The following is a 12,505-nucleotide window of genomic DNA, read 5'->3' as shown; positions in this document are numbered from 1 at the left end:
GCCCTTGTGGGCTTGGGCGATGTTTCGCAAACTAGTGAACTATAATACAAATCTCGGTTCTATTTCTATAAAATCGTGCTATAGTGCGATTAATGCGAGGAGGATAGTTGATCTCACACAAATAAAGTAGTAGAATAAAGTAGTAGAAAAAGGAATCCGATCATGGCAATGCTCGAAATTCATCCGCGGATCTTTCTTCGTCACCCCCAACTGAACGAGGAGGATATTCGCACGGCTTGGAGGAACTCCTACTACGAAGCTCTTAGGGCCGATAGCCAGAACTATCCTGAGTATCTTTGGATAGGCGTTGACTCTAAGGGTCGCGACGTCGAGATGGTCGGAACGCTAACCGATGATGGATGGCTCATCTATCATGCGAATACGCCGCTTTCGCGAAGAGTGCGGCTAGAGGTTGAGAAAGCGAGGCGCTAGGTAGTATGGCCGAGTACAAGTTGAAAAACGGCTACGTTCTCACTGATGAGGAAATCGAGCGACGGGCTGCGGAATGGGAGAGCGATGACGCGGAGATAGGGCTTGTTCCTCTGCGCGTCGGCCGGCCGCCCTTGTCAGGGGAGCCCAATGCGAACCTCTCGTTCAAATGCCCTGAATCGGGGGCAGAGCTCATAGCTCGCGCTGCCGAGGTGGCCGGCGTGAAAAAGTCGGCGTTCATCCGCGAGGCCGCTCTCGAGAAGGCGGCGCAAGTGCTATCTTTGGCCGGATAAGGTCTCTTTAGCAACTCCTACGTCAAGGGCAAACGCAGAGTGAAGGTGGTGCCTTCTTCCGCGGTGCCGGTGACGGCGATGGTGCCCTTGTGGCCTGGGCGATATCGTAGACAAAAGATCTGCTATGGGGTACTTTTTGCTGGTTGCTATAAACTTTTTGCGCTGACGATGTCTAACATTGAGATTGCAAACTGCCTTGAAAGCCCATGCATCTCTTCGCGTTGGTCGTGAACTAGGATGCTTTGGCAAATCAAAGTTCTATAAAGCAAAGGGTGCGTCGTAAGGCGGAGACATTAAAGCCACCGCCTCGAGCGGCGACATAAATCAGCTCCCGGACGACTCCTCTTCAGGCAGCGGCGGCAGGTAAGCGTCGAGCACCTCATTGAACTCCTGGCGATTGTGCACGGCAAATTTCGCATAGATGCGACTTGCGTGAGCCCGCACGGCACTCTTCGAGATAAACAGCTCGTCGCTGATGGCGGCAATGTCACACCCGCTCGCCATGAGCATGAACACCGTTGTCTCTCGTTTTGAGAGCCCCCGTTCGGTGCTGAGCGATGTTAAGGCCTCCTGCCGACGAGAGGCGGGAGACGATTGAACGGCCCGTTCCAATACGTAGCGCTCATCGATGCTGAATGGCGAGAGACCTGCGCTTAAAAGGCTGATTGTCAAGATTATAGCTGCCCCTAGCACCCCAGGATCGATGGCTAAATCGAGAAGGCCTGTTTGGATGCCCGTTTCCGTTGTCGCGATGATAAGGAGCTTCACTATCGCGCAGGCTGGTAGCGCTGAAGTGCGAGCAGCGTGTGCTCTCATGCAAGCCAGCGAATAAGCGAATAGACGGCAGCTGGCGGTGCCAGCGCTGGCGAACACCTGCACCCAGGCATTGTCGTTGTCGAAAAACCCTGCGAGCAGTAGACCTGCTACCATAAATACGAAAGCTATGTTCTTCAAAGCGCGCATGTCGAAACGACTCGGCAGTCCAAAGGCGAGTCCCGCGATGGCGGCGCCGGGAATCATGTTTCCAAAGTTATCGAACAGCGACAGCTTGGAGAAATGCATGAAAGAACTCACGAGTCCGTAAGAGAAACAATAGATGCTCACCCATACAACAAGACGCCACGAGACGATGGACCCCAGTCCGATAGATATGCGCTGGGCGACCAGCAAAGAGGGCGCATGACTTTCTTCAACCATGCGACGGTACCCCACCAGCAGCGTAAGGGAGATCGCAATGAGCAGTGGCATGCAGTAGGTAACTGTCTCCAGGCTCGCCCCCAATATGATGACGAGGAGCGAGTTGAGCCCCTCGGCAGTTCCGATAATGAGAACGATGAATTTGAGCGAGGTCGTGCTTACAAATTCAAGCCATTGCAGCATCATGGCTGCTGTTCCCAGCCCGAAAAGAAACATGCCTATCGCTAGCGTTGAGGCATCCAGCACTGAAAGACGGACGAGCACAAGTATGCCGCAAGCGGCCAAGGCTATCAGTCCGGGAGCCGCAAGTATCTTGAAGGATTGGTGCTCACGATCCAGCCCGTAGGCAAAGGTCACGAGCAGCAGGAGGCCCGCGATCTTGCCAGCATCGGCGCATGTGCTCAAATCGCTCGACCCTGCGCACTGAAAGGAGAGATGCGATGCGCAACGGCAGAGCGCATATCCTGTTACCAGCACTACGACGTTCCATTGTCGCTCGGCTAGATCCATCAGTCTTTCGAGCCATGGAGGAAAGATCGCCTCGTGTCCCATTACATTCCCTCCCCTCATGCTGCGCTTTCTTGCTGAATGCGCCCTCTCCTGCCCTCCATCCTAACGTTTCGTTCCTCCGCCCTCAAGACGCTTAAGCGCTTAAAGTCGCCACAAGGCTATGACCTGGTAATTTGCGACATCTTTCTCTTTCTCGTTTAAGCAGGGCGTCTCTGGTTTAAACGGTACGTAACAAATCAAGCAGGCTCGGGTGTCCTAGGATGGACTTAGGGTGTTAGTCGTGACGCCCCATAGAATCGGTTCACTGCAAGGAGGAGGAACCATGAGAACAATTGAGGCCCATTCCCTTAATCGTCGTGACTTCTTGAAGACGACTGGCGCGCTCGTAGCCGGCACCATGGCGGTAGCGGGCATTGCCGGATGCGCCACTGAGGCCACTGAAACGCTGCCCTCCACAACGCCAAACGAGTTCTGGCTGCCCGAGGCTTGGGACGAGGAGCACGATATTGTCGTAGTTGGTTTCGGTGCCGCAGGCGTCTCTGCCGGCATTGCCGGCATGAAGGCCGGTGCCGATACCGTAGTGCTGGAGGTGGCCCCCAAAGAGTTACGCGGCGGCAACAGCGGCGTGTGCGGCGGCGGATGGATCTGTCCTACCGACGTCCAAGGTTATGCGGACTTTCTCTACCGCCTGAACCTGCAGCGCGACGATAAGCAGGAGCTGCTGGAATTCAGCCAAACCCTCTCGGGCATGGTGGATTGGATCGAAGAGCTCGGCATCGACTACATGGACACGAAGCGGGCCGGCTTCAACTTCTATCCCAAAGAGTTCCACGAGATGGCCCCCACCATGAACAACAGCCTGAAGGGCGTCTCCGAGACGGGCATGGAGCATCATGCCATGGCCGATGCCGACGGCAATCAGGCCATGGGCGGCAAGTACTTCTACGAGCCCATGGCGGAAATCTACGAGGGCATGGGCGGAACCGTGCTCTACGAGACCCGCGGTCGTGAGCTCGTGCAAAACCCCCAAACTAAGGAAGTGCTTGGCGTACGGGCTGAAAAAGCCGATGGATCGAGCATCTTCATCAAAGCTCGCAAGGGAGTTGTTTTGGCCTGCGGTGGCTACGAGGCCAGTCCCGAGCTCACCCAGGAGTACATCCGCGCCTGCATGGACATCGCCGTCACCGGCTCGCCCTTCAACCGCGGCGATGGCGTGCTCATGGCCCAGGCCGCCGGCGCACGGCTCCATCACATGGACTGCATCGAATGGCAGGGCTACGGCGCTCGCATCGAACCCGACAGCGAGGTGAACGGCCGCGTGGGCACGAGCACCAACTGGCACAGCGAGCCGGCCGTCATCATGGTGAACAAATACGGCCGCCGCTTCTTCCGCGAGGATATGCGCATGGGCCACACCCGCCAGTTCCCCGGCGTAGAGTTCCTCGGCTTTGCCGACAGCACTGACACCATCAACGACTGGGCTGGTGCTCCGGCCTACGTCATCTTCGATCAGACGCGTTTTGCCGAGGGTGCGGGCAACTTCTATGGCGGCAAGGACAAGCTGGCCATGGGCTGGTTCGGACAGCACGAGCTGTACCAGTGGAGCGACGACAACTCCCAGGAGCTGGCCAGCGGCATCATCAAGAAGGGCGAAACCCTTGAAGAGCTGGCCGAGGCCTTCGGCTTCGTCGGCGTGGCCGAGTTCGCCGAGGAGGTGGCTCGCTACAACGGCTTCGTGGACGCCGGTCGCGACGAGGACTTCGGTCGCGATCCGGAGAAGATGGTCAAGATTGAGACCGGTCCGTTCTATGGCATCGAAGTGTGGCCGAGCCTGCTGAACACACAGGGCGGTCCGAAGCGCAGCAATGCCACCTGTCGCGTGGTCGACTACGAGGGTAATGAGATTCCGCGGCTCTATTCAGCCGGCGAGCTGGGATCGCAGTTTGGCCTTGTGTACCACGGTTCCGGCAACACGACTGAGGCCGTTATGACTGGTAAGGTGGCTGCTGAGAATGCCGCCACCCTGGAACCTTGGGATGCGGCATAGCCAAGGTTGCGCCTCTGAGGCAATGCGGCCTCGTAAGGAAAGAGAAACGTATGCTTAATCACTTTCTATTGCAGCAAAGAGCTCGCTGGGGCAGATGCGAGAAAGCCCTCGGTGCGGCGGTTATGGCTCTTGCCATTGCCCTTGTCTCAGGTTGTGCCCCTCAGCAAACAACTTTGGACAATGCTGGGACAGCCGAATCTGCAACTGTCGGAACGGCTGCGACAGCCTTTGAGTGGTCTCCTGAAGCGGATTGCGCAACCTGTCATGTTAAGCAGGCTTCATCTACAGCTGACGCTCAATGCCTCGCATCGACCCATGAGGATAGTGCCTGCAATTCCTGCCATTCTGACTCCGAGGGACTGCAGAACGTACATGAAGGGGTCGCGTCGGCCGAGGTGGAACTGACGCGCTTGAAAAAAACCGACATCGACTCCAGTTACTGTCTCACTTGCCACGACAGCTACGAAGCGCTTGCAGGAAAGACAGTCGACTCTCAAGCTTGCACCGACAAGAATGGCCTCGTAGTGAATCCCCATGGCCTGCCGACGAATGTGGAGCACGAGGATATCGATTGCGCCTCCTGTCATATCATGCACGACAGTCGCGCTGCCGCCGATCAAGCTGAGAGCCTCTGCGGCTCCTGTCATCACGAGAACGTTTACGAGTGCTTCACCTGTCACGCCTGATAGCTCTGACAATTATTCGCCCTCCCTTGCCGGCCCTCGCAGTTGCGGGGGCCGGTTTACTTGCGGGCGCAAGCGAGCAAAGGCTAGTGGTCATGTTCTGCTCATCGCGAGGTCGCACATGGCAGGCCGGGCGCTCCTGAACAACATTGACTTTTTGTCGAGAGATGGTGCGTAATTGGAGCTACGTCAAGGGCAAACGCAGAGTGAAGGTGGTGCCTTCTTTCGCGGTGCTGGTGACGGCGATGGTGCCCTTGTGGGCTTGGGCGATGTCGCGGGCGATGGCCAGCCCCAGCCCGTAGCCGCCGGTGTTGGCGCCGGGCTCGCCACCGTTGTTTTCGGCGTCGGCGGCGTTGTGAGTGCGGGCCGCATCGGCGCGATAGAAGCGGTCGAACAAATGCGGCAGATCGGCCTCATCGATGGGCTCGCCGCTGTTGCGCACGGAGAGGACGGCCTCGCTGGCGTGCGCCCTCAGCGTCACGGTCACGGTGCCACCCGCATTGGTGTACTTGCAGGCGTTGTCCAAAAGCACGGCCACGGCCCGCTGGAGGCGCGTGGCGTTGCCCCGCACGGTAATTCCCTTGTCGATGGCGCACTCCCACATGAGTTCCCGCTCGAAGGCTACGGCTTCGAACGTGAGGGCCTCGCCTTCCACCAGACGGCTGAGGTCGACGATGCCTGCAGGGCCTTCCGAGGCTTGGGCGCCCTCCGGAGCCGGTCGGGCCAGATCGAGCATATCGGTCACAAGGCCTTGCATGCGCTCAGCTTCCATCTGGGTGCTCTCTATCCACTGGCGCTGGCTGGCGATGGTGTTGCCGCCACGCTGCCGTAGGATGGCGTTGTTGGCGAGAATGACCGTGAGCGGGGTTTTCAGCTCGTGGGACGCATCGGCGATGAACTGCTGCTGTTGGGCCCAGGCGCGTTGTACCGGACGCAGCGCCCAGCGCGAGAAGACGAGGTTCAGCAGGAACAGCAGGCCCAAAGCGCCCAGGCCCACGGCGGTGAGCACGAGGGCGAGCGAGCGCCAGCCGTCGGCAGCACCTCCGTCGGCGAAGGCCACCATGAGGTCGGGGCCGGCCTCATGCTTGGCGAAGTACAGCCCGACGTCGGGCAGGTATCCCCAGGATTCGGTGGTGCTGATGACTTCAGGTATGGCGCGCACGAGGAGCGCCTCGGGCACGGTGGCTCCCGAGCGATCCGTTAGCTGCATAACCGTGCGGTCGGCGATATAGTAGACCGCCACGGGCAGCGATGCCTCCTCGGTGGTGCCCGGGCCGCCGATGCGGGGCGGCGCGAAGCCGGGATCACTCGTGCCGGCGCCGATGTCCTGGGTGGGGGTGGGGGCCGAGCCGCTCTCGGAGGCACGGTCGTCGGCTTCGGCTGCGGAGTCGCCGCTGCCTTCGGGGGTCGCGCTCGCGTCTTCCGCGCTGTCGCTTGCGTTTGCGCTGCCGCCCGCCCCGTCGTAAGCGCGGGCGTTTTCATCCTCTGTGCGGGCGCCATCTGCGGCGCTTTCGTCCCCTTCCCGAGGGCCCTCGCCCCGGTGGAACGGCTCGGCATCAGGGATGAGCTGCGGTTCGTGCAGGGAGCGGCTCGTGGCTGCCATGAGCCGGTTGCGTACGTCGTCGATGTCGGCGCGGTAGTCGGCGTAGCAGATGGTGGCGAAGGAAGCGGCCAGCACGAGGGCAGCCAGCGCCATGTTCAGGGCGATGAACTTCGTCCTCAGTTGGCGAAGCATGGGCGTGGCGCCGTCGCCGGCGGAACGTTTCGGGGCGCTCGCGTTGGCGGGATGCGGGCGGGGGATGATGCGAAGCTTCGACAGACGGCCCATGGGCGGCTAGTCTCCTTCGGCGAGCCGGTAGCCTACCGAGCGAATGGTCTCGATCCTCGCCTTCGACCCCACGTGGGCCATTTTCTTCCGCAGAAACGAGATGTAGGCCTCCACGTTGTTGTCGGAAGCGCTGGAGGAGGGACCCCAGGCGCGGCTGATGAGCTGCTCCTTCGAAAGCACCGCCCCCGGCGAGCCCAGCAGGATGCGGGCGATGGCGAACTCCTTCTGCGACAGGCGAATGGATTCGTTTCCGCAGGTGAGATCCATGGATTCCAGGTTCAGCGTGAGGTCGCCCACGGTGAGCGTCTCGAAGACGACATCGCCCTGGCGCCGCGTGAGGGCGCGCAGGTGGGCCAGAAGCTCGGCGGGGGAGAAGGGCTTGGTCATGTAATCGTCGGCGCCGGAGTCGTAGCCGCAGATCTTGTCGCTGATGGCATCGCGGGCAGTGAGCAGCAGGATGGGGGTGCTCACGTGGGCCCGGCGCAGGCGCTGGGCCACGGTGAAGCCGTCGGCCTTGGGCAGCATGACGTCCAGGATGATGACGTCGTAGGTGCCCGTCCCACCGTACTGCACGCCGGCCTCCCCATCGTGCACGACGTCGGTGGCGTAGCCATTGTCCTGAAGGATGCGGGCCAGCGCCTCGGCGAGGCGGGCGTCGTCTTCCACGACCAGAACGTGCATGGTGATCCTTTCCGTAAGGGGCCTCCGCCAAGGGCTGTTGTGCGCCGACGCCTCGGGGGCTCGGTTGCGGCGTTTCGCGGTGCGCTTCCGGGACCGTGCGGCCTGGGGAAGCGCTGGGGTTCATTGTAACGGCCCACCTGAAGGCAACCTGAAAGGAATCGGCTGCTTCAGGCAGTTTTCAGGAAGTCCCCTTATTGTTGGGGCCGCCCTGCGGAGGATCGGGACTTCGCGGGCCAATAGGGAACAGGGTAACGCCGGCCAATCAGAAGCAGGATAGCGCGGGCTATCGAGGAAGGAGCATTCGTGGCCGCCTACAGTAGCGTGTTCAAGCGCGTGGAGAAGAAGTACCGCATCGGCGCGGCCGAGCGCGCCGTCGTGGAAGCCGCGGCTGGAGGGCCTATGGCGGTGGACGCCTACGGGCGCACTCGCATTACGAGCTTGTACCTGGACACCCCGGAGCGCTCCATGATCGCCCGATCGGTGGAAAAGCCGCTCTATAAGGAGAAGCTGCGTCTGCGCGCCTACGGGGATGCGGCTGGGGTGGCCCTCATGGGAGCTTTCGGTGCCGGGCCGATTGTGCGTGAGCCAGGCGGCCTGCCGCTTTCCGATGGGGAAGTGGAAACGCGGGTGGCTGCGGGGCTGCAGGCGCCCGGCGCGGCGGCTGCCCTCCCTGTGTTTTTCGGGATCAAGAAGAAGTTCAAGGGCATTGTGTACAAGCGCCGGCTCGCCCTGACGTTGCCGGCGGCGCTGGCTTTCGTGAGCGGTTTGCCCTACGAGCAGGCCTGCGCTCGCTGGCCGCTGTCGGATGCGGCGCTTGCGGCTGCGGCGCTCTCGCCGGCCACGCGCCAGATCGCCCGCGAGTTGGAGGCGGCCATGGACCGTTGGTTGCCCCTGGTGCCGTCCATGGGGATCGCCTGCGATCGTGTGGCCTGGGCTTACCGGCCCGAGGTGCTTGAGGGCCGGCGTGGCGACGAGTTGTTCGATAGCGATCTGCGCATCACCTTCGATGATCGCTTGGAGTATCTCGACTGCCATTGCTTCCATTCGCCATGGCGGCCCAGCATCGAGTCGAGCGAGTCCATCATGGAGATAAAGAGCGCCGGGCCCTACCCGCCGTGGCTGGTGGAGATTCTGTCGGCCGAGCGCATCTACCCGGCCTCGTTTACCAAGTATGGCAACGCTTATCAGATGGCAACGGCTGAGCCGCGCGCTCGAAATCATCGAAGGGCTATGCGTAGTGGTGCGTGAACCGTTCGGGAAATGCGAGTCCTGGAAATAGGCGAAAAAACGGAGTTGTTAGACATGGGCTAAGCTTCAAGGTCCTTCAACGGAGGAAAAGTGATCCGATCTGGGGCGAAAACCCACTCGCAGGCCCTCTTTTCGGCGAAGCTCAGAACAAAGACGTCTAACAAGTCGGAATTCCTGCCCAAAATGAGGGAGCGCATTGTCTGGAAGGTTGCTCGCAAGAGTAGGCAGAGAATGAACAAGAAAGGAAACTCATGCCTGAATCAACGTTCTCGTCGGTGTTCGGAACGGCGGAATCGCTCGTAGGAGCGGTTTCGGCGGCGGACTTCTTGCTGTGTTGCGCGTTCTCGGTGGTGCTGGGCGCAGTCTGCGCTGGTGTGTACATGTTCCGGCACAGCTGCTCGAAGAACTTCGTGGTGACCCTGGCGCTTCTACCGCTCATCGTGCAGATGGTCATCACGCTGGTGAACGGGAATTTGGGCGCGGGCATCGCGGTCATGGGAGTGTTCAATCTCGTGCGGTTCCGCTCCATCCCCGGCTCGGCGAAGGACATCGGCAGCGTGTTTCTCGCCATGGCCGTAGGCCTTGCGACGGGCATGGGCTTTCTGGGGTTGGCCTGCGTATTCACCGTGGTGGTGGCTGTGGTGAACCTGCTGTTCGTGCTGACGCCGTTCGGGCGTCCCCGCGAGCCGGGCAAGACGCTGCGGATCACCATTCCGGAGGATCTGGAATACGACGGCGTCTTCGACGAAGTGCTCAACCGCTACGCCGCGGAATCGGAGCTGACCGAGGTGACGACCACCAACATGGGCAGCCTCTTCCAGCTGACCTACCAGCTGCGTCTGCGCGTGCGGGGGCTTGAGAAGGCGATGATCGACGAGCTGCGGTGCCTGAACGGGAACTTGAAGATCTCTCTGGGGATGTCGCCTCAGGGGCGCGAGACGCTGTAGGTCCTCGGGGGTGCTCCACGGGGTGCTTTCCGGCATCGGTGCTCGCCGCCCGCTGCGCGCTTGATCCCCTTCCGAACGCGGCAAAAGAAACAGCGAAGATGACGCACATGAGTCGGTACCGTCCCGGCATCGCTGCTGCTGACGTGGAAGCTGTTTCTTGACGGCCGCGTTCTTCAGGGGGCGCGCAGAGGTCGGCGAGCACCGATGTCGGGAAGCACCTAGGGAGATGAGCCCAATAGTAGTGCAAGACCATAAGGGCAAACGACAAAGGGAGAATTGATGTTGAAGACGAACGAGATGATGGGCGCTTGCGTGGCGCGACGACGGGCTTGGGGCTGTGGAGCCTTGGCTGTGGCGCTGGCGGGGTCGCTGGCGCTGGCGGGGTGCACGGGCGGCACGTTCGAGGAAGCCGCCGAAGGCGCTGGCGAGAAAAGCGAGCAGGGACAGAGCGGCCGGGCCCAGGGCGATAGCGGCGCAACGGGCACGACTGACGGGGTGGACTGGGCGTCGCTTATCGACATCCCCGGTATGGATTTCGAGTATTCCGACCGCGACAAGGACGCTTCCTACGATGTCGCCTCCGCGACAAACATTGCGTTGTCGGGCCAGGGCGCGACGGTGTCCGGCGAAGGTGCTGCGGTGGAAGGCGCCACGGTGACTATATCCGCCGCCGGCACCTATGCAGTGACCGGAGAGCTGACGGCCGGGTCGCTGGTGGTGAACGCCGGTGACCAGGACAAGGTGCAGATCGTGCTTAGCGGCGTGTCTATTCGCAACGAGGCGGGGCCGGCGCTGAACATCCAGCAGGCTGACAGGGTATTCGTGACCTTGGCCGACGGCACACAGAACACGTTGGCCGACGGTGCGAGCTATGCGCTTGCAGAAGGGGAGGACGAGCCCAATGCGGCGCTGTACTCAAAGGCCGACCTGACCATCAACGGCACCGGTGCGCTGAGCATCGAAGGCAACTACTGTCACGGCGTGAACTCCAAGGACGACCTTGTGGTCACGGGCGGCGCGATTGCCGTGGTCGCCAAGGAGGACGGACTGCGCGGCAAGGACTGCGTGAAGGTGGCCGATGGCTCCTTCGCCATCACGGCCGGCGGCGACGGTGTGAAGTCGAGCAACGACGAGGATCCGACGCGCGGGTTTGTGTCCATCGACGGTGGCACGTTCACCGTGGAAGCGGGCGATGAGGGCTTCCAGGCGGCCACGTATCTGCGTCTGGCTGGCGGCGACGCGCAGATCAAGGCGGCCGATCACGCCCTGCGCTCCGACGTGGAGGCGGCCATGATCGGGGGCACCTATGTCGTGGAAGCCGGCGGCAAGGGCATGAACCCCGAGACGAAGTTCACCATGGACGGCGGCACGTTCACCGTAACCGGTTGCGAGGAGGGCATCGAGGCGCAGGAAGTTATCGTTAACAACGGCGAGCTGAACATCACGGCGTCGGATGACGGTATTAACGCCGCTGTGGCCGAGCGCGACTCCAACGACGCGACAATCGATGCGTCCGGTGACGCGGGATCGACTGTCGGCCAGGACGATCATGCTGGCGACCAAGGCGGTGAGGGCCAGGGCGACGGCGGTCAGGGCGCTGACGCGCAGAATGGACGGGGCGGCCAGCGTTCGGAGCTTCCGGACGGCGCGGAATCGGACCAGGCGCCCGAGCCTCAGACTGGCCAGAACGGCGACAGCGCGATGCCCGAGCCGCCTGCTGGACAGAACAGCGATGATGCGATGCCCGAGCCGCCTGCTGGATTCGGCCCCCAGAACGGCGAGCGACCCGAGCGTCCCGAAGATATGGAGGAGGGTCAGATGCCCCAGCGTCCCGAAGGCGCGGAAGGCGAGCGTCCGGAGCTTCCGGAGGGTGTCGAGCCCGGTCAGGTGCCCGACGGCGAGCAAGGCGGTGGCTTCGGCGCTCGCGACGGTCGCGGCGGCGCGGGCGGCCCCATGGGTGCTAACGCCAGTGAGGACTGCCTCATCCAGATCAACGGAGGCGTGGTGACCATCAACGCCGGCGGTGACGCGGTGGACTCCAACGGGTACGTGGAAGTCACGGGCGGCGAGCTTGTCGGAGCCAGCTCCGGGGCCGGCGACAGTGCGCTCGACTACGAGTACGGCGCTACGGTGACGGGGGGCACGGTCATTCTGGCCGGAGGCGTCGGCATGGCCGAGACGTTTTCGGAAGGGAGCACCCAGCCCTTCGCCCTGGTGAGCCTGAACGGTTCGGCGAATACCGAGCTATCCGTGGAAAGCGAGAGCGGCGAGGTGCTTGCCCGCTGCACGGTGCCCGTGTCCTTCCAGTGTGTCACCCTGTCGGTGCCAGGACTGGCCGAGGGCGCGACGAGCAAGCTCGTTGCCGGCGACGCTACGACCGACTTCACCGCTTCCACGACGCCTTCCGGCGGCATGGGCGCCATGGGTGCCCCGGGCGGCATGGAAGCCCCCCGCGACCGCGGCGATCGCGGCGGCCGCGACGCTCAAGCTTCGACGCCGGAAGCAACGGCTTAGCCATCTACGGCGCTTCGCGCACCTTTTTGCGTAGTTTGTGCGCTACACTTTTCGTCAGCAGAACGCGGCGAGGAGCGCGACGGCAGTGAATAGGCCGGCGCGCCCCTCGTATCTACGCTGCCTGCGGC

General features: G+C 61.9%; 10 protein-coding genes. 7 read left to right on the top strand and 3 right to left on the bottom strand.

The annotated features are described in order from the left end of the window. The first annotated feature begins 162 nt into the window (after positions 1-162). Both AEQU_RS09650 and AEQU_RS09645 read left to right on the top strand, forming a co-directional pair. Positions 163-432 carry a hypothetical protein gene (locus AEQU_RS09650; protein WP_051353425.1) on the top strand — a complete coding sequence of 90 codons (270 nt, stop codon included), beginning with the start codon at positions 163-165 and terminating at the stop codon, positions 430-432. A gap of 5 nt (positions 433-437) precedes the next feature. After that, positions 438-722: a type II toxin -antitoxin system TacA 1-like antitoxin gene (locus AEQU_RS09645; protein ID WP_022740867.1), complete on the top strand. Its 285-nt coding sequence runs from the start codon at positions 438-440 to the stop codon at positions 720-722. A gap of 324 nt (positions 723-1,046) precedes the next feature. On the opposite strand, the gene AEQU_RS09640 is transcribed toward AEQU_RS09645, so the two are convergent. After that, positions 1,047-2,471, bottom strand: coding sequence for a helix-turn-helix transcriptional regulator (locus tag AEQU_RS09640; protein WP_041714685.1), 1,425 nt, complete (start codon positions 2,469-2,471; stop codon positions 1,047-1,049). 280 nt (positions 2,472-2,751) lie between these two features. On the opposite strand from AEQU_RS09640, the gene AEQU_RS09635 reads away from it, so the two are divergent. Further along, positions 2,752-4,476 carry an FAD-binding protein gene (locus AEQU_RS09635; protein WP_022740860.1) on the top strand — a complete coding sequence of 575 codons (1,725 nt, stop codon included), beginning with the start codon at positions 2,752-2,754 and terminating at the stop codon, positions 4,474-4,476. 395 nt (positions 4,477-4,871) lie between these two features. Beyond that, positions 4,872-5,162, top strand: coding sequence for a cytochrome c3 family protein (locus AEQU_RS12810; protein WP_022740856.1), 291 nt, complete (start codon positions 4,872-4,874; stop codon positions 5,160-5,162). 181 nt (positions 5,163-5,343) lie between these two features. Here AEQU_RS12810 and AEQU_RS12965 read toward each other — a convergent pair whose 3' ends face one another. Both AEQU_RS12965 and AEQU_RS09620 read right to left on the bottom strand, forming a co-directional pair. Then, positions 5,344-6,987, bottom strand: coding sequence for a sensor histidine kinase (locus tag AEQU_RS12965; protein ID WP_022740853.1), 1,644 nt, complete (start codon positions 6,985-6,987; stop codon positions 5,344-5,346). Positions 6,988-6,993: 6 nt separating this feature from the next. After that, positions 6,994-7,668, bottom strand: a complete 675-nt coding sequence (locus AEQU_RS09620) for a response regulator transcription factor (protein ID WP_022740850.1) — start codon at positions 7,666-7,668, stop codon at positions 6,994-6,996. A gap of 303 nt (positions 7,669-7,971) precedes the next feature. On the opposite strand from AEQU_RS09620, the gene AEQU_RS09615 reads away from it, so the two are divergent. From AEQU_RS09615 to AEQU_RS11960, 3 genes are all read left to right on the top strand, one after another. Further along, positions 7,972-8,916, top strand: a complete 945-nt coding sequence (locus tag AEQU_RS09615) for a polyphosphate polymerase domain-containing protein (RefSeq protein WP_022740847.1) — start codon at positions 7,972-7,974, stop codon at positions 8,914-8,916. Positions 8,917-9,167: 251 nt separating this feature from the next. Next, positions 9,168-9,863, top strand: coding sequence for a DUF4956 domain-containing protein (locus AEQU_RS09610; RefSeq protein ID WP_022740843.1), 696 nt, complete (start codon positions 9,168-9,170; stop codon positions 9,861-9,863). Positions 9,864-10,142: 279 nt separating this feature from the next. Next, positions 10,143-12,377: a carbohydrate-binding domain-containing protein gene (locus tag AEQU_RS11960; RefSeq protein WP_022740840.1), complete on the top strand. Its 2,235-nt coding sequence runs from the start codon at positions 10,143-10,145 to the stop codon at positions 12,375-12,377. The last annotated feature ends 128 nt before the right edge of the window (positions 12,378-12,505 follow it).

Origin of the sequence: Adlercreutzia equolifaciens DSM 19450, from assembly GCF_000478885.1 — a bacterium.
In the GTDB taxonomy this organism is placed as follows: domain Bacteria; phylum Actinomycetota; class Coriobacteriia; order Coriobacteriales; family Eggerthellaceae; genus Adlercreutzia; species Adlercreutzia equolifaciens.
The sequence above is the reverse complement of the archived record's forward strand: the minus strand, read 5'-3'. Positions and strand labels throughout refer to the sequence as shown.

Coding starts and splice junctions, on each gene's coding strand:
- AEQU_RS09640 (WP_041714685.1), bottom strand. CDS start 2,471: ATGGGACACGAGGCGATCTTTCCTCCATGGCTCGAAAGACTGATGGAT.
- AEQU_RS09650 (WP_051353425.1), top strand. CDS start 163: ATGGCAATGCTCGAAATTCATCCGCGGATCTTTCTTCGTCACCCCCAA.
- AEQU_RS11960 (WP_022740840.1), top strand. CDS start 10,143: ATGTTGAAGACGAACGAGATGATGGGCGCTTGCGTGGCGCGACGACGG.
- AEQU_RS09635 (WP_022740860.1), top strand. CDS start 2,752: ATGAGAACAATTGAGGCCCATTCCCTTAATCGTCGTGACTTCTTGAAG.
- AEQU_RS09645 (WP_022740867.1), top strand. CDS start 438: ATGGCCGAGTACAAGTTGAAAAACGGCTACGTTCTCACTGATGAGGAA.
- AEQU_RS09620 (WP_022740850.1), bottom strand. CDS start 7,668: ATGCACGTTCTGGTCGTGGAAGACGACGCCCGCCTCGCCGAGGCGCTG.
- AEQU_RS09610 (WP_022740843.1), top strand. CDS start 9,168: ATGCCTGAATCAACGTTCTCGTCGGTGTTCGGAACGGCGGAATCGCTC.
- AEQU_RS12965 (WP_022740853.1), bottom strand. CDS start 6,987: ATGGGCCGTCTGTCGAAGCTTCGCATCATCCCCCGCCCGCATCCCGCC.